This is a genomic window from Psychrobacter sp. AntiMn-1 (genome assembly GCF_001854065.1).
Lineage (GTDB): Bacteria > Pseudomonadota > Gammaproteobacteria > Pseudomonadales > Moraxellaceae > Psychrobacter > Psychrobacter pacificensis.
The window spans coordinates 593,332-610,926 of record NZ_CP012969.1 but is presented as its reverse complement, the minus strand read 5'-3'; the positions used below and the strand labels follow the sequence as shown (position 1 = coordinate 610,926).

General features: G+C 43.2%; 12 protein-coding genes and 2 pseudogenes. 5 read left to right on the top strand and 9 right to left on the bottom strand.

Translation table 11 applies throughout. From position 1 onward, the window contains the following. Positions 1-73: 73 nt before the first annotated feature. The 4 genes and pseudogenes from AOT82_RS02410 to AOT82_RS02395 all read right to left on the bottom strand — a co-directional run bounded on the left by AOT82_RS02410 (position 74) and on the right by AOT82_RS02395 (position 2,950). Positions 74-724, bottom strand: coding sequence for an IS1595-like element ISPssp3 family transposase (locus tag AOT82_RS02410; RefSeq protein ID WP_071001645.1), 651 nt, complete (start codon positions 722-724; stop codon positions 74-76). 202 nt (positions 725-926) lie between these two features. Then, the gene (locus tag AOT82_RS02405; RefSeq protein ID WP_071001644.1) at positions 927-1,670 is read right to left on the bottom strand and encodes a TorF family putative porin; all 744 of its coding nucleotides are present in this window, start codon (positions 1,668-1,670) and stop codon (positions 927-929) included. Between the two features lie 348 nt (positions 1,671-2,018). Then, positions 2,019-2,246, bottom strand: a pseudogene (locus AOT82_RS02400) (threonine synthase); the annotation flags it as partial. Between the two features lie 53 nt (positions 2,247-2,299). After that, complete coding sequence (locus AOT82_RS02395) at positions 2,300-2,950, bottom strand: IS1595-like element ISPssp3 family transposase (protein ID WP_071001643.1); 651 nt, start codon at positions 2,948-2,950, stop codon at positions 2,300-2,302. Positions 2,951-3,005: 55 nt separating this feature from the next. Between AOT82_RS02395 and AOT82_RS02390 the strand changes: the two are divergent. Continuing rightward, positions 3,006-3,209: pseudogene (locus AOT82_RS02390) on the top strand (transposase); the annotation flags it as partial. 113 nt (positions 3,210-3,322) lie between these two features. Next, positions 3,323-5,494, top strand: a complete 2,172-nt coding sequence (locus AOT82_RS02385; RefSeq protein ID WP_071001641.1) for a cytochrome c biogenesis protein CcdA — start codon at positions 3,323-3,325, stop codon at positions 5,492-5,494. Between the two features lie 205 nt (positions 5,495-5,699). Here the strand turns inward: AOT82_RS02385 and AOT82_RS02380 are convergent, their stop codons facing one another. Next, the gene (locus AOT82_RS02380; RefSeq protein WP_071001640.1) at positions 5,700-6,581 is read right to left on the bottom strand and encodes an IS982 family transposase; all 882 of its coding nucleotides are present in this window, start codon (positions 6,579-6,581) and stop codon (positions 5,700-5,702) included. A 129-nt stretch (positions 6,582-6,710) separates the two neighbouring features. Between AOT82_RS02380 and AOT82_RS02375 the strand changes: the two genes are divergently transcribed. The 3 genes from AOT82_RS02375 (at position 6,711) to AOT82_RS02365 (ending at position 9,908) form a co-directional block, all read left to right on the top strand. After that, entirely contained in the window at positions 6,711-7,544 is an 834-nt protein-coding gene (locus tag AOT82_RS02375; RefSeq protein ID WP_058023794.1) for a cation transporter, read from the top strand. 621 nt (positions 7,545-8,165) lie between these two features. Next, positions 8,166-9,020: a 16S rRNA (adenine(1518)-N(6)/adenine(1519)-N(6))-dimethyltransferase RsmA gene (rsmA, locus tag AOT82_RS02370; RefSeq protein WP_071001639.1), complete on the top strand. Its 855-nt coding sequence runs from the start codon at positions 8,166-8,168 to the stop codon at positions 9,018-9,020. A 51-nt stretch (positions 9,021-9,071) separates the two neighbouring features. Beyond that, positions 9,072-9,908, top strand: a complete 837-nt coding sequence (locus AOT82_RS02365) for a symmetrical bis(5'-nucleosyl)-tetraphosphatase (RefSeq protein WP_071001638.1) — start codon at positions 9,072-9,074, stop codon at positions 9,906-9,908. A gap of 194 nt (positions 9,909-10,102) precedes the next feature. Here AOT82_RS02365 and AOT82_RS02360 read toward each other — a convergent pair whose 3' ends face one another. The 4 genes from AOT82_RS02360 to AOT82_RS02345 form a co-directional block, all read right to left on the bottom strand. Beyond that, positions 10,103-10,738 (bottom strand): BLUF domain-containing protein, encoded by a 636-nt coding sequence (locus tag AOT82_RS02360; RefSeq protein ID WP_071001637.1) that lies wholly within the window; start codon positions 10,736-10,738, stop codon positions 10,103-10,105. A 234-nt stretch (positions 10,739-10,972) separates the two neighbouring features. Further along, a complete protein-coding gene (locus AOT82_RS02355; protein WP_071001636.1) occupies positions 10,973-13,420 on the bottom strand; it encodes a site-specific recombinase in 2,448 nt (815 codons plus the stop codon). Between the two features lie 233 nt (positions 13,421-13,653). Continuing rightward, complete coding sequence (locus AOT82_RS02350) at positions 13,654-15,438, bottom strand: acyl-CoA dehydrogenase C-terminal domain-containing protein (protein ID WP_071001635.1); 1,785 nt, start codon at positions 15,436-15,438, stop codon at positions 13,654-13,656. A gap of 329 nt (positions 15,439-15,767) precedes the next feature. Then, positions 15,768-17,561 carry an acyl-CoA dehydrogenase C-terminal domain-containing protein gene (locus AOT82_RS02345; RefSeq protein WP_071001634.1) on the bottom strand — a complete coding sequence of 598 codons (1,794 nt, stop codon included), beginning with the start codon at positions 17,559-17,561 and terminating at the stop codon, positions 15,768-15,770. Positions 17,562-17,595: the final 34 nt, after the last annotated feature.

Genomic DNA, 17,595 nt, shown 5'->3' with positions numbered 1-17,595 from the left:
TTATAAACGGCTCCACTTACCGCTCTGGTGTTATGAAACTTACGGTAATAATTTTTGGGGCTGTCCTAGATAACTAGTTCAAACCCTGTTTAACCCATTGTTTTAATTGTAGTAATTGCGACTTTGGGTCACTGTGATTAAAACGCCACTCACATTCCTTTAAATAGAGGTGAAAATGCTCTTTTGGGACCCCGTTAAACTTACGTAGATGCCGTTTAGCTTGGTTCCAGAAGTTCTCTATACCGTTAATATGATTCTTGTCATTAACAAAGGTTTTAGAGTGGTTGATACGATAATGAGTAAACTCACTGACATCTAATGCGTTATAGCTTTTAAATGAGTCAGTATAAACAATGCTATCAGGCTTCACTTTTTCTCTTATAATGGGGATCAAAGTATCTGCTTTAGCATTGGGTATAATACAAGCGTAGACCTTGCCATTACGCTTTAATAGACCAAACACGGGCACTTTGCTACCAGCACCTCGCCCTCGCTTGCCTTTACGAGTGCCATCAAAGTATGATTCGTCTACTTCGATTTCGCCTTCAAATAGACCAGGGTCTTGACTATTCTCGTAAATAAGCAGTCTTAGCCTATGAAAGTAATAACTGGCTGTGGTTTTATTAACACCAACTAAGCTTGCTGCTGTTCTCGCGGTAGAACCGGCAACAAATAACTCGATGAGTCTGCTTTGTTTATACCAACTTAGTTTACTCTTTCTCATAGTGCTATCCTAAATAATTTTACTCATCTAGGACAGCCCCTTCTTTTTAATCTATTCAAACAATCTTTATTCGATATAAATATTAAGCATTTAACATGCCAAGACGTATTTAGAACCAATTCTCCATAAAAAAATCCTGCCTTGAAGTAAGACAGGATTTTTTTATCGCAAGGCTAATTTTCTAGCCTATGCTATTTACAACTTAGAATGCTTTAGTAATTGTAAATACAGCACCAGTCTCTACACCACGTTTGTACGGGTTGGTGTCGGCGTCAATATTTGTGCCGACAGCAGCAAGCTCAGCTGACAGGTCTTCAACAGAAGCAAAGCTGTAAGTCACACCAACTTTCCAGTCGATGTAGTTATCATCGCCACTAGCGTTATCACTGAAATCATAATCGTCAGCAGTGGTATAACCTAAGCTTGCTACACCACCGAAAGATGCGCTCAATGGCATGCTATAAGTCAGGTTTAAATACCATGCATCAGTATCTAAGCCAAAAAAATCATTAGTGAAATTCACGCTTGCAAGCAAACTGTCACCAACAGTGATGGTGTCTGCAAAACCTAGACGTGCATACAGCTCAAGCCAATTCAAATCAGAAGCACTTGGATAGCCGTAGTACCATAAACCGACATCTAAAACTGGTTTAGACGCCAAAGAGCCAAGTTCAGTGCTATAACCTACATATGGATCGAGCTCTAATGAGCTACCAAAGCCGACATTCGAGCCCCAGACACCTGCGTATAAGCCAGAGCTATGGGTTAATCCATAACCAACTTGAACGGCAGGGTCGCTTTCAGTTTGTGTCATACCACGATAGCGGTAATCTGAAGTCATTGCTGCAGTACCAGAGAATGATACATCGCTTTCAGCTGCCATAGTCAAGCCACTTGCACAAGTGAGTAAAGATGCAGCCACTAATGTAGAAAGTTTAAAGTTCATGTTGGTATTCCCCCAAGCTGTTTATTACAAATGTTCAAATCGAAATGATTTGACTCTGAACTTGTTATTGAAATAGCAAAGGGCGTGCCAACTTTATTAAGTTACTGTTTTATCTTATTTCTTTGCAATAAAACTGCAATAACTTACAAAACCAACTTTGAAGCATTATTGTATTGCACAAATATTGGGCGATTTATTGATTTTGCACCAAAACAAATCAAACTGTATCAAATTGTTTGTAAATAGGAATTATTCTTATACAGTTTATATTCTGCACGATGCAATAAAAAAAACCAACCGCAGTTGGTTGGCTTTTTAAGTATTTTCTTCTGAGCAAAGCATGAAAAATTATTTTTCCATATTTGATAGGATTGATGTTCTGACATCATCCAATGTGGCATTGATGGTGAGCATCACGGCATCGGCACATTGTTTGATCGCAGTGTCAGGATCTTTTAGACCATTACCCGTCACTGTGCAAACGATCACCGAACCTTCAGCGATTTTACCTGCTTTAATATCACGGATTGCACCGCCGATTGAAGCCGCCGATGCAGGCTCAACGAATACGCCTTTTACTTCTAATACTCTTGGATTAGGTTTGGTCATTTTGGGGCTGTCCTAGATAACTAGCTCAAACCCTGTTTAACCCATTGTTTTAATTGTAGTAATTGCGACTTTGGGTCACTGTGATTAAAACGCCACTCACATTCCTTTAAATAAAGGTGAAAATGCTCTTTTGGAACTCCGTTAAACTTACGTAGATGCCGTTTAGCTTGGTTCCAAAAGTTCTCTATACCGTTAATATGATTCTTATCATTAACAAAGGTTTTGGAGTGGTTAATACGATAATGAGTAAACTCACTGACATCTAATGCGTTATAGCTTTTAAATGAGTCAGTATAAACAATGCTATCAGGCTTCACTTTTTCTCTTATAATGGGGATCAAAGTATCTGCTTTAGCATTGGGTATAATACAAGCGTAGACCTTGCCATTACGCTTTAATAGACCAAACACGGGCACTTTGCTACCAGCACCTCGCCCTCGCTTGCCTTTACGAGTGCCACCAAAGTATGATTCGTCTACTTCGATTTCGCCTTCAAATAGACCAGGGTCTTGACTATTCTCGTAAATAAGCAGTCTTAGCCTATGAAAGTAATAACTGGCTGTGGTTTTATTAACACCAACTAAGCTTGCTGCTGTTCTCGCGGTAGAACCGGCAACAAATAGCTCGATGAGTCTGTTTTGTTTATACCAACTTAGTTTACTCTTTCTCATAGTGCTATCCTAAATAATTTTACTTATCTAGGACAGCCCCTTACTTGAGCCTATGGATGAGGTACTACTCAATCATCGCTCTTTGGTTGAAACGGTGTTTGGGGAGCTTAAAAACTTGTGCCAAATCGAACACTCACGCCATCGTAGTGTCACGGGGTTTATCACAAACTTGCTGTCAGGTTTAATTGCTTATTGCTGGTTTCCCTATAAACCCACCATCAAAAATATGCCTCAGCAGGGACAGGTAGCAACATTGTAAATAGTGTCAATGAGTTACAATGTGGCTTATCCCGAACTGGGGTTGTAAATAGACAAGTCCATACAGACAGTGAATTGGTCAATTCGAATATTGGAAATAATAGGTAGCCCTTCATGTCCCTTAAGAGCGCAGAAAAGTCTCCGTCATTAACGCAAAATAAATCGTCGAAAAAATCTTATCTGTTGGCGTTCGCTTTCAGCGCGGGTTCATTATTGACAGGGCTAGCAGCGACTGGGCTGACGGCCGTGCCAGTGGCATCGCAAGCGGCAGGATTGGGCGATTTATTTAGCAGTGATAAAAGCGCGACCCAACCGAAATTTTTGCCTGTTGATGAAGCGTTTCAGGTCAGTAGCAGTAGTAAACCTGTCAATAATGGCACGCGCTTAGCCATTAACTTTGACATTACGCCTGAGCACTATGTTTATAAAGACCAAATTAAGCTAACGTTGCCTGCTGGCGTGAGCGCTGCACCTTTTAGCTTTAGCCAAAAGCCTATCTCCATAGATGATCCGACCTTTGGTCAAGTATTGGTCTTTGACCAAGCCAATATGGTTGCTACTACCATTTTGAGTAGTAGTAATGGCAAGGCGATAAATAATGCCGCCGTGACAATAGGTTGGCAAGGCTGTGCCAAAGCGGGTCTATGCTATCCACCGGAGAAAATAAAAACCACAGTCAATATCGCTGCTGCTTCACAATCGGCAGCCAATAGTTCAAGTAGTACTGCTACAGTTTCTGCGAGCAATAACAGCAATGTAGAAACTGCGCAAGCCTCTACAGATGGGACAGTTACCAATAGTCTTGCTACAGAGCAAACTACGCCAGATGACGAGGTGATTGATTATGCATTGTTAGATGACGAAGCGTTAGATGCAGAGCTTGGTGCAATCAATACCATCTCTGGAGCCGATGAAGAAGTGGTAGGCGATAATGTCACAAGTGAAGCAGCGAACAATGACGCTGTCATAAATAATGCTGCTGCAACAAACAATACCGTTGTTGGTGATAACACGATTGATAGCGACCCTTTTGGCTTAGCTTCGCATCCGTGGTTGGCATTGGTGTTATTGTTCTTGGCAGGGTTGGTCTTGGCATTGACGCCATGCGTGTTACCGATGCTACCGATTGTTGCCAATATCGTCGCGCGTGAAGACAATCCAACGGTAAAACGCGGTGTTATTTTAACGACCAGCTACGCTATTGGTGTTGCCATCGCTTATGGTATTTTAGGCGCGGTCATTGCGGTATTTGGCGAATCGTTAGGCATTATCGGTTGGCTACAAAATCCGATTATTTTAATTGGGTTTGCCATCGTTTTTGTCTTATTAGCCCTTTATATGTTGGGCGTATTTAGCATTCGTCTGCCGAGATTTATCAGTAGTAAAATGCAGGGTCTAAGCCAAGCGGGGGATAGCAAGCTTGGTAGTACGGGCGGCAGTTTAATTGCGGGATTCTTATCGGCGCTCGTGGTATCGCCTTGTGTTTCGGCACCCTTATTTGGGGCGCTGCTTGCTGTATCAACGATTGGAAGTCCATTACTTGGCTTTGCGGCTTTATTTATGCTCGGTTTTGGTTTATCAGCGCCGCTTATTTTAATCGGCGCGACCCAAGGTAAAATCATGCCAAAAGCGGGTGAGTGGATGAACTGGGTCAAGCAGGGCTTTGCTTTGTTGCTTTTTGCCGTGGCATTGTTATTAATTGAACGCGTCTTTATCTCGCCTGTGATGCTGATGGTTTGGGCGCTGTGGTTTATGGTCGTGGCGATGTGGGCGTGGAGCTGGCTAGGCAAAGGTCGGATGCTGACCCAAGCGCTAGGCTTAATCGCTGGTATTTGGGCGACGTGTTTAATCGTCGGCGCCGCATTGGGCAATGACGACAGCTTGCATCCGCTTGCCTCCCTAACTGCGGTTCCGGTGCTGCAGACAACTGCTGGTCAACCAGCCACCAGTAATGCAACCGATAAGACGGTCACGACGCTGGCTGAGTTAGATGCCATTGTCGCCGCCAATCCTAAAGTGCTGGTCGATGTCACCGCCGAATGGTGTGTTGCATGCCGGACTATGGAGAAAAACTTATTTCATAATCGCCCTGCGCAAATGCAAGATTGGCAATTGGTCAGACTTGATATCACGGAGACTACGGCTGATTCAAAAGCAATCTTAGCGCGTTATAAACTATTTGGTCCGCCAGCATTGCTGTATTATCAAGACGGGCAATTGGTCAATCAGCAAGTGGGTGAAATCGGGCGCGCAGCGTTTGAGCAAACCTTAACCGCGCTAAATTAATCGTTTAAATGTAGATAAATTCCACATCATTTCTACCCATTAAAAAGCCAACGTCCTTTGATAATAGGACGTTGTCTTTTTCAATCTTACTAAATAGCCTTTTTAATATAGACGCTAAATCCTTGGTTTAACGTTATTTATTACTATTCATTTAACTACTTAACCCCAGTTCGGGATAAGCCACATTGTAACTCATTGATACTATTTACAATGTGGCTACCTGTCCCTGCTGAGGCATGTTTTTGATGGTGGGTTTATAGGGAAACCAGCAATAAGCAATCAAACCTGACAGCAAGTTTGTAATAAAACCCGTCACACTACGATGGCGTGAATGCTCAATCTGACACAAGTTTTTCAGCTCCCTAAACACCGTCTCAACCAAAGAGCGATGATTGAGTAGCGCCTCATCTATCGGCTTGAGTAATTGGGGTTTCATATTACGCCGAAGTTTGGTTATCAACGTGGTATCATTGTGTTTTGTGAGCCACTCGTTTAGGGCTTTACTGATATAGCCTCTATCCCCAAACACCTTGCCAAACACAGGCGTTGCCATATCCTTAACAGGCACTCTGTCATCCGTATTACCCGCAGTGACTTTAACAGATACAAGCTCGCCCTTATGATTGATAATGGCGTGCAGCTTAAAGCCATAGAACCAGCCCATGCTGCTTTTGCCTCGGGTTGCAAGTCCCTTAACGACTTTATGACGGTAGATACGCTTGTTATGACAAACTGCTATCTTGGTTGAATCAATATAGCTGATGCCCGTACAGTCGCCCATCATGCTTTGCAAGTAGCTGCACAGTGGCATGATACTGCGCGGCACAAGCTCTATAAATCGCGAGTAGCTCGGCAGATTTGGAAACGCCCGTTTCATCATGCCAAGCATGTGATGGTAGTAAAACGCCTTAAACTGTCGATACCGCAGTTGATGAAACAGTACCAAGATGGTCATAATCTCTGCTACACTTATCTGGCATGCTCTTAACCTTTGGTGTCCCGTTGCGATTAAATGAGCGTCAAACTCAGGTTTGAATTGCTGATAAAAGTCGTCAATATGGCAGTATAGTTCGGTTAGGTTGTCCATGTAAGAAGTCCTTGTTGTGAAGTTTGTCTTGGTAAACTCACTTTAGCAACTTCGGACTTCTTTTTTTATCTTTTTTTATCTTTTTTTTCAGCCTACTTTTTGAACCACCACCCGGATATAAATGTAGCTATGAATAAAACAACTTTTAAAATATCGAAGATGGACTGCCCTTCGGAGGAAAACCTAATCCGAATGAAATTAGAGGGCCACTCGAATATTGAACATCTTGAGTTCGACATTCCTAACCGTCAATTAACTGTGTTTCATCATGATAATATAGAAGGGATAGAGACTGCTATTCATGACCTAAAATTAGGAGACACCCTACTCTCGACCGAAACCATTGACCCCTCTGATCCCAACAATAATTTTAAAATTGATGCTGACTCTAGTCACAAAAAAGATGCTGAGCAAAGAAAGCTACTATGGATAGTGCTGGTCATTAACTTTGCTTTCTTTATTATTGAAATGAGCACGGGACTGATTTCTCGTTCGATGGGGTTGGTCGCCGACAGCTTAGATATGTTAGCAGATAGCTTCGTGTACGGAATTAGCTTATTTGCGGTCGGTGGAACGGTCATTAAGAAAAAACGGATTGCTAGAATTGCCGGATATTTTCAAATTACGCTAGCGATTCTTGGTTTTTTAGAAGTACTAAGACGTTTCTTTGGCAATGAGCAGTTACCTGACTTTTCTACCATGATAGTCATATCGATTCTTGCGCTAATTGCAAACTTGATTTGCCTCTATTTACTACAAAAATCGAAAAGCAAAGAAGAAGAAGCCCATATGCAAGCCAGTATGATTTTCACTTCAAACGATGTGATTATCAATTTAGGGGTAATTGTTGCAGGGATTTTGGTTAATTGGTTACACTCTAGTACGCCTGATTTGATTATTGGTAGCATCGTATTTGCTTTAGTTATTCAGGGCGCCTTTAGAATATTGAAGTTGAGTAAGTAGCCAAGCCTAATAACTGAAGCAAATAGCTCAAGTAAGTAGCTTAATTAAACCGCTAAGTGTAAAGTAACTGGGTTTGAAGCAAATAAACATCATAAGGATATGAGACCTCAAGCAATGATTGAACAAACTTTAAATCTAGTCACCACCAAAGACCATCAGCAAGTTGCCGTTTGGCGAATAATAGATGATGAAGTCTTTGATAAGAATCTGGGAGACCTTCCTAAATTTTGTGTAAGTATTTAATCTAAACGTCAGTTACACAGAATCTGGGATGGTCTCTTCAAGTCCTCACTAGCGCACCGATCATAGATAGAATATCTATGGTAAGTACATCATGAAGTACACTGTGGCTATCTCAGCAAGTTGAAACCTTAATACCATTAGCTCACAGCCAAGAGTTCAAGTCCTCATTAGGGTACCATCCTTATTCCCATTATGGGTCTTATGCTAGATGGTTCGAGAACAAAAAAGTGCCATGTCGGTTGTGATACATTTTAGATGACTTATAGATAAACTACCTCAAAAACACAGCCTAATTATGAGCTGTGTTATAATTTGCCATTATAACACCAGCACATTGCTATCATCTCTCATTTATCTTTTATCCATTAAGACTCTCTTATGTCCAACTCTACATTTGATGCTCAAGCCATTTCTAACAGTTTACGTACAGCCAAGCACCAACCGCGTAAGCGCTTTGGTCAAAACTTCTTGCATGATACCAGCGTCATTCGCGAAATCGTGGAAAGCATTCGTCTCGAGCGCGATGACAATTTGATTGAGATTGGGCCTGGTATGGGCGCATTGACCGAGCCTTTATTGGCAGAAGTAGATGCGATGACAGTCGTAGAGTTGGATCGCGATTTGGCAGACAGCTTGCGCATTCGTATTGGTGCCAATAGCCATCCAAATTTTACGATTATTAAAGATAACGCCATGCATGTGGACTATCGTGAGCTTTACAGCGAGGAGCGCGGTAAGCTACGTGTCGTCGGGAACTTACCATATAACATCTCAACGCCTATTTTGTTTCATTTGCTTGAGTTTGCTGATGTCATTCAAGACATGCACTTTATGCTACAAAAAGAAGTGGTTGAGCGCATCACAGCCGACGTTGGTAGCAAAACTTACGGTCGTCTGTCTGTGATTATGCAGTATTACTGTGATACAGATTATTTGCTGACTGTGCCTCGCGGCGCTTTTAATCCACCGCCCAAAGTCACCAGTGCCGTTTTTCGCCTAACGCCGCATATTGACAAACCGATAGTAGCAGAGGATGAAGAGTATTTTGCCATTGTGGTACGTGAGACCTTTAACCATCGTCGCAAGACGCTTCGCGCTATCTTCAAAAAATCAACCTTGCTGCCGACGCTGAGTGAGGATGATTTTGCCGCTTGCGGTATCGACCCACAGGCACGTCCTGAGACGTTGAGCGTTACAGATTTTGTCAATCTAAGCAATCAGGCTCGTCAATAGACGTTTAATGTAAATAATGACCAATTATTATATAAAAATCATAGAGGGATTATGAGTTTTCGCCATCAATATGTCATTGGTGACCTACAAGGTTGCCACGCGGCTTATCTACAATTACTAAAGACATTAGATTTTGATCCTAATCAAGACAAGTTATGGTTCGCCGGTGATTTGGTAGCGCGTGGTGAGGACTCATTAAATACCTTACGCGACGTCAAAGCGTTGTGTGAGCAGGGCGCTGCAGCAACGGTATTAGGCAATCATGATATCAATTTAATTGCAGTCTGGCGCGGCGCTGCAAAACTCAAGAGCAAAGACAAAACTGCGCCAATTTTTGCAGCGGATGACTGTGATGAATTGCTTGAGTGGTTACGCAGGCAGCCGATATTGGCGTATCCAGATGAGCATACGGTGTTGGTACATGCAGGGATTCCACCACATTGGAGTATTGAGGCAGCAGCAACATATGCAAAAGAGCTAGAATCGCAGCTGCAAGGGAGCTTAGAGCAGCTTGATGAACTACTGCCAAATCTCTATAGTAAAAAAGCCGATAAATGGCATTCAGGTATTGAAGGCTTTACCAGAATGCGAGCAATTGCCAATTACTTTACTCGTATGCGCCTGTGTCAGCAGGATGGTTTGCTTGAGTTTGATTTTAATGCTGGGCTAGATGAGCCTATGCCAACCGATTTTTTACCATGGTTTGAGTGGCAAGTACCGCGCACGCGTAAGATACTATTTGGTCATTGGGCCGCGCTACAAGGCGAGATTGATTTACCACATGCGCGTGCACTCGATGGTGGGTGTGTATGGGGCAACTGTCTGTTGGCGTATCGTCTCAGCGACGGCAAGGTAATAGCCTCAAGTGCACAGTGCCCGAGTTCATAACGTAGGCTACAAATACCCGGACTACAAATACCTTAGTATAAAAGCCTAAATAATCTTTTTAAATAGGTCCGCAAAAGCCGTCTGTTTCAAGTGGGCTATTGATTAATTAACAGCCCTGTTTTGATGGTTCTACTGAGATATACTCAGATGATTGAGTTATGCTCAAATGATTCATAAGGTGTCTAACTGAGTCATTAAGGAATAACGTCGTACCTGAATAATAGGACAGCGGCGGTTGACGCGACCAGTAGCCCAAGAAATATAAATAATAAGATATTATCTTGAGTTAACTTTTCTTCAAGCTCAGAGTAACCTAAGTCATCAAAGGTGATGTAGTTTGTGTCATGACTGATGTTAGAGTATTCGAACTTCCTCACACATTCAATAAAGTATTCAATAAACCAGTATGGCCAGTGTTCTGGTTTGAATGGTGAGATCTCTCCTAACTGCGCATGATCAGACAGTCTATGCCAATTGCTGGCGCTTAAGTTAAGACTGTGCATACGCCAATCTTCAAAGCGGCATTGACTGACCTGCTCAACAGCAACGACGTCTACTTTTTTATGGTTCCTATCTTTAAATATTCTTTGCATAAGAGAAAATACAACGTCTTTTGCGCCTTCTAAGCATTGAAGGAAGCTTTTTTCATCATTGCATAGAAAACCTGCAATTTTATTATTTTTATTGTAGACATGCGAGTGTCTTTGGATATGCTCAAATACAGATCTATCGGTGGTATTAACTCTACTAACATAGATGAGTCTTACAAGGGAGGTTGATGCAACGTCCTTCATAGATTCTTCCAGTTTGCTATGGCTGGCTATATTCATTCTTGTCCTTGTTTAGTGATCTATCCCAATATCTTATTGAGCCCGCTCTTCATTATTTTAGATGATTTTTGAATCCTAAGTTTGTTGAGCTGTGCGAGAGTTTTGCTTCTACGTCCATATTTTCAAGATTAAGGGGTAAAAGCTTTAGCTAAGTTGTGTGAGTGTTTCAGGCCTTGTACCAAATAGTTTTAATCTCAATAATTCACCAAGCATAAAGCCGCCCAAGCGAGCCTTTTAATCAGGCAGCTTTGGCGGCTTTTTAGGTTTTGGCAAAGGTGTTTTGGCATCGACAGTAGACTTGCCGTCAGCATCCGCATGATTTGACTTGTGACCAACAGTATCCTCATTATCGATGGTATTGAGCGTCTTGGTGACTTTGTCATATTGGATATCGTCGGTATAAGGCGTGCTATTTAGCTCTTCATCTGCCAGACCATCATCAAGATTGACAACCTTCTTAGGAGAGTTGTGAGGTTGGGTGTGATCGCCTTGTGGTTGACTGTCATAGTATATGTCTGTACTCGCTTCCGCGTTTTGCGCTACTGCTTGCTTAGACTCGGGTAATATTCTGACATCAGACAATCGGCGTACCACATAATTGCTTGGTATGGCTTTTCCATTTTTTTGTGCTGAAGTGTCATCAAATATCATGTGACCTTGACTATCGATTCGTGCATATTTCATTGGCTTGTCGCGTGGCCAGAAAAAGTCAGAAGGATGGCTAATGATATGTCCAAAAACTAGCTTTGTGAGACGACTCCATTCAAAGAAACGCACTTCTTTTGAACGTAAAGCAACAAATAACGCCAGCGAAAAACTGACTATCAAGTTGACCATACCAATAAGCGCCACACCCAATATAGAAATCAGAATGAGGCTCCAGCTGATGTCATCAGCAGATATATTGAACAATCCGTGTGCCAAGTTCGCTGATGCAAAAGCAATGTGGCGAATATCAATTGGTAAGCCGAATATGTAGCCGATGGTTGCTGTACTACCTAAGAAAACCCCGAATAAAAAGTTACCCATGATAGCGCCCAAGTTCGCTTCTATAAAGCCGCCTAAGCGCTTAAGCCATGATACAGGCAGTATATATTGTAGTAGTTTATGGCGTTGAATACGCGCACCTACTTTGTTATAGACCGCTAAATTGTCGTAATAACCGGCGATCAAACCCGCTAAGAACAAATATACGCCAGCGATAGCCGCATGAGGAAGCGCTAATGAGTGAAATGGATCCAAGTCATGGAGTAGATGACCTGCTTTTTCGGTACCAATCATCGGTGCGCCTGTGTACTGTAACCAAGCAAAAGAGATGATAAGTGCAACGGGTATCGCTAACATAACGTTGCCCATGATAGCGATGAACTGAGTACGTAAAATATCAACGACCAACTCTGATAGCTTATTTAGCTGATGAGACTTCTTGCCAGAGCCTTCAGATATAGTAGAAGCAATAGCAGCAGCGGTCATGGCTGGTTGCTTGGTAGCGACCGTTCCGCGAATCACGTGAATGAACACAAAGCCCAAGCCATAAATCATACTGTTAATAAATGCTCGACCCATCGGTGCGAGCGCCAATTGGTAAGCCAGTATTTTTATGGTGGCCATAAAGGCAATGACAAAACCGCCAATAGAGGCCTTTTTGAGCATCTTTTGATAGCCAGTCTTATCGGTGCTGATATAGTGTTCACCCACGCGACTGGCATTTTCAGTGACTTTACGTGACAGCAGTTTTGTGTTGTTATCAATCAAATGGCCAATGCTATAGCGGCGATTGGTAGTGGTGATCAGGGTCTGGATCAACTCAATGACGGCGCGATCTCTTCTTTGATTGTCGTCTGTGACAAGTTCTGTCAAGATACGCATGCGCTGCAAGCTTTGATCTAAGCGCAGCATCATATTGGTCAAACGAATAGAAATACCTGTTTTGTAGATCCGTTTGCGGATAGTCGCAACGATATCTTCGCATTGCTCAATCATAACCAGCAATGGCGCTGGATCAACGGCTTGCTCTGGGGTAATGTCGGTTAAGGTATCAAGCTCGTGCGCTTGTCTATATTGATTAACAAAGAGCACCGCTTCTTGGTTTTGAGCAACAAAAGAAGCAGAGTAGTTGAGCATCTGCGGATAAGAATCCATCAAATCAGGATGTAAGCCAAGACCGCTGATGCGATAAGACAAAATAATAATCGCATTCAAAATACTGTTTTTTGCCGTGGCAACCAAGTCTAGGTGTTTTTCTTCCACCCTCAGAAGCTGCACGAGTTCGTCCCATTTTTTTGTCTCAATATTGGCAAGCCAGCGCTCATCAGTACGCTTATCAAACAAGTAACCAACCAGTTCAACGACGGAGTCATCTTGAGGGAGTATCGGCAAAAACCGATGTCCGACCAATCGTCTTAAGCTATTAAAGAATCCTTGATCCGACATAATACCTGTATCGGTATATAGCGAGATTTGACGATATTGGATAATCAATTTCAGGACAAAGCTAGAGAGTCCATCGCCGTATTCTGGATGTTGATGGAGAATATCAATAAGGGTTTGAATGTTTTGGTTGGCTAAAGCAGGTTCTTTGTCGCTGACTCGTAGTTCATCGATCAAGCGTTTGAGCACCGCAGGATCGGGCACATCACTTAGGGCTGTAATCTGTTGTAATATGCGTTTTAATTCTGACACGTCGCACCCTTTATTGTGGTTGTTTCAATCGTTTTTATTATTTAACACTGTGCATGATATTGTTAGGAATCATGGCTTTTTATGGCACTTAAGTGACACCTTATCTTGCGCTATTTTAATCGTAACCACGCATCGATAGTGAATTATTTTGTTAGCAGTTATTTTGCCAAAAAAAAGGACAGTCATTGAACTGTCCTTTTTTCATGGTTTTATCGGGTCTTCATAATGAGCATTTAGCTGGCTGGTACATCAAAGTAGTCAAGATCAAAGTTCATCATCGGGTCACTACCAGCTTTGACCATCTGTGCATGCGCATTGATACGTGGCAAGATACGGCCAACGAAATAATCAGCAAGCTTGGCTTTGTTGGTGTAGAACTCACCCTCTTTGCCATTGGCGGCCTCGACCATCAACGCAAACATGTATGAGTAAGCAAGGTAGCCAAACGCATGCATGTAGTCAACCGCGCAGCCATTGATTTCGTTTTTGCGTTCGCCAATATTGTTCAGCACCGTTGTGGTGAGCTCTTCAATCGTATCCGCTGCATCTAAAGTAGCTTGTTTGATACCATGATCCGCTTGCATATTGTTAACAAAATCACGAATCTCACCCAAGAAATGGGTGACATATTTGCCGTTATTTTTTGCCACTTTACGGCCTAACAGATCAAGTGCCTGAATACCGTTGGTGCCTTCATAAATCTGCGCAATACGAGTATCACGAACGATTTGCTCCATACCCCATTCGCGGATATAACCATGACCGCCAAATACTTGCTGGCAATCAACCGTGGCTTCTAGTGCTTTGTCGGTTAAGAAGGCTTTGGCAACTGGCGTCAGTAGGGCAACGCGCGCCGCCGCGGCTTGAGCGGCCTCTGGGTCAGTACTAAACTTTTCTTCGTCAAGGTTTTTGGCGACATACATGGCAAAGCAGCGTGACGCTTCGGTGTTGGCTTTGGCATTTAGCAGCATGCGGCGCACATCAGCATGGTGGATGATGGCATCGGCAGGTTTTTCTGGGCTTTGGATTTGAGTGTCACTGCGACCCTGACCACGGTCATTGGCGTATAATGCTGCGTTTTGATAAGCCAGCTCAGAGCCACCAAGACCTTGCAGACCCATGGTCACACGCTCATAGTTCATCATAATAAACATAGAAAATAATCCGGTGTTTTCTGCGCCAACCATCCAGCCTTTGGCGTTATCAAAGTTCATCACGCAAGTGGCAGACGCTTTGATACCCATTTTGTGCTCGATAGAGCCAACCGCCAAGGTGTTGCGCTCGCCCAAGCTACCATCTTCATTGACCAAGAATTTTGGCACGACAAACAATGAAATGCCTTTTGAGCCTTCTGGCGCATTGGGGGTTTTTGCCAATACCAAATGAATGATATTGTCAGTGAGGTCATGCTCACCACCAGTGATAAAGATTTTGGTACCAGAGATATTATAGCTACCATCATCGTTTGGCACGGCTTTGGTTTTGATGATACCGAGGTCAGTACCCGCATGCGGCTCTGTCAAGCACATGGTACCAGACCATTCACCGTTATACATTTTTTCTAAGTAAGTCTGTTTTTGTTCTTCAGAGGCAGCGGCATTCAGACACAGCGTTGCACCGACGGTTAGGTTAGGGTATAGGGCAAACGATTGGTTGGCCGTAAAAACCATCTCTTCGGTGAGCATGGTAACCATTTTCGGGAAGCCTTGACCGCCGTATTCAGCGTTACCGCTTAAGCCAACCCAGCCTGATTCAGCATACTGTTTGTACGCGTCTTTAAAACCTGTTGGCGTAGTAACAACGCCGTCACCCTCAAAGGTTGCACCTTCTTCGTCACCGCTACGGTTGATAGGCAACAAAACGTTTTTTGACAGTTTTGCCATTTCTTCTAAAATCATATCGACGGTTTCGGTATCGACATGAGCTAGGTTTTCGTTATTTTGCCAAAATTGTGGCGCTTTAAATACATCATTTAATATAAAACGCATGTCATTAAGAGGGGCGTTATAAACAGCCATAAACATTCCTTTGGTTTAAATAGATAAAATTGGAGTTGTTAAGATTATCAACTGTTCTCTTGATGTAACCTTAGCGATTCATGTTCAAAGTTTAACAAATAAGCTTGTAGGCGGGTGTATTTCTTCGTGAATTGTGCGTGCACCAAAAGTTAGCAGCCACTATTGCAGTCATTGAGTAGGTTTTGGACAGAGCAACTACTTATAAAAAGCACGCGACTGGTTGCTATCAACGATCATAATCAGCATAGTAAGACCCATACCAAAAAAATCGGCAACACAGCTTGGTATGTTGCCGATAAAAATACGATATGAGAGGGATTTGGGGCTAATTAAAAAGCAAACTGGTCTACATCCATGCTCATGTATGGCTCAACGCCTGTGCTGATACGCTGTACATAGGTCGTGGTGCGTGGTAGTAGTTTAGTGAAATAGAACTGAGCCGTTTTAACCTTGGCATCATAGAATGCTTTTTCACCAGTGCCGTCGGCAATAGCGGTTTGAGCAACCAATGCCATACGCGCCCATAAATAAGCCAAAGTTACATAACCACTAAAGTACATGTAATCAACCGCGGCAGCGCCAACAGCGTCTGGGTTTTCGGTGGCTTGCATGCCAATACGTGATGTTAGATCACCCCATTCTTTGACATGTTTGGCAAGCGGGCGGATGAACTGACCCATCTCGTCATTGTCTTTGTGCTCTTGGCAGAACGTCTGGATAATTTTGACAAAGTTTGCAAGTAGTTTGCCTTGCGAGCCCAGCACTTTACGTCCAAGAAGATCAAGAGCTTGGATCTCAGTGGTGCCTTCGTATAGGCAAGCAATACGGGTATCACGGACGTTTTGCTCCATGCCCCATTCACTGATAAAGCCATGACCACCATACACTTGGACGCCGTGATTGGCAGCTTCGAGCCCCGTTTCAGTCAAGAAAGCTTTAGCAATCGGTGTCAATAGTGACAGCATTTGGTCAGCAAACTTCAGGTCATCGCCTTCGCCTTTGGCAACGGTATCGGCAAAGTGTGAGAGGTAATAAACCAGCGCACGACCACCTTCGGCAAAGGCTTTTTCGGTCAACAGCATGTTGCGAACGGCTGGATGAACGATGATTGGGTCAGCGACTTTTTCTGGCGCTTTGGCACCTGATAGTGAGCGCATCGCTAGGCGGTCTTTTGCGTAAGTCAATGAGCCTTGGAACGCGTACTCTGCTGCAGTCAAACCTTGAACTGCTGTACCGATACGAGCGACGTTCATAAAGGTAAACATGCACTGTAAACCGCGGTTTTCTGGGCCAATCAAGTAGCCTTTTGCACCATCAAAGTTCATCACGCAAGTCGCTGAGGCTTTGATACCCATTTTGTGCTCAATAGAGCCACAGACGACGTTGTTGTTTTCGCCAAGGCTGTTGTCTTCATTGACCAACACTTTAGGTACGATAAACAGTGAGATGCCTTTGGTGCCAGCAGGCGCGCCTGGTAGACGGGCTAGAACGATATGAATGATGTTGTCGGTGAGGTCGTGCTCGCCTGCTGAGATGAAGATTTTTTGACCGGTGATGCTATAAGTACCGTCATCATTTGGCTCAGCTTTGGTACGGATAATACCCAAGTCAGAACCCGCATGGGCTTCTGTCAAGCACATGGTGCCTGACCATTCGCCGGTGACCATTTTTTCTAGGTAAGTTTGTTTTTGCTCATCAGTGCCATGATGCTCGATGGTTTGAATTGCGCCATGCGATAGGCCAGGATACATAGAAAATGACCAGTTAGCCGTACCGACCATCTCATTGATGACCGTTGATAGTGAGAACGGCATGTTTTGACCACCAAACTCTTCTTCAGCAGATAAAGCAGGGAAGCCAAGCTCACAGTACTGCTTATAAGCTTCTTTAAAGCCTTTTGGCGTGGTGACCTTACCATTGTCAAACTTACAGCCTTCTGCATCGCCGCTTTGGTTCAGTGGTGACAACTCGTTTTCAGCAAAGCTTGCAGCCATTTCAAATAGGCTGTCCATTAGCTCGCGGTCAGCTTCTTGGAACGCTGGTAATGTTTTGTAGTGGCTTTCACTATCGAGTAGTTCATGCATCACGAACTGAATATCACGTAAGGGCGCTTTGTATTGCATAACTTCCTGTCCTTTTTAGAATGTAACCGATCAT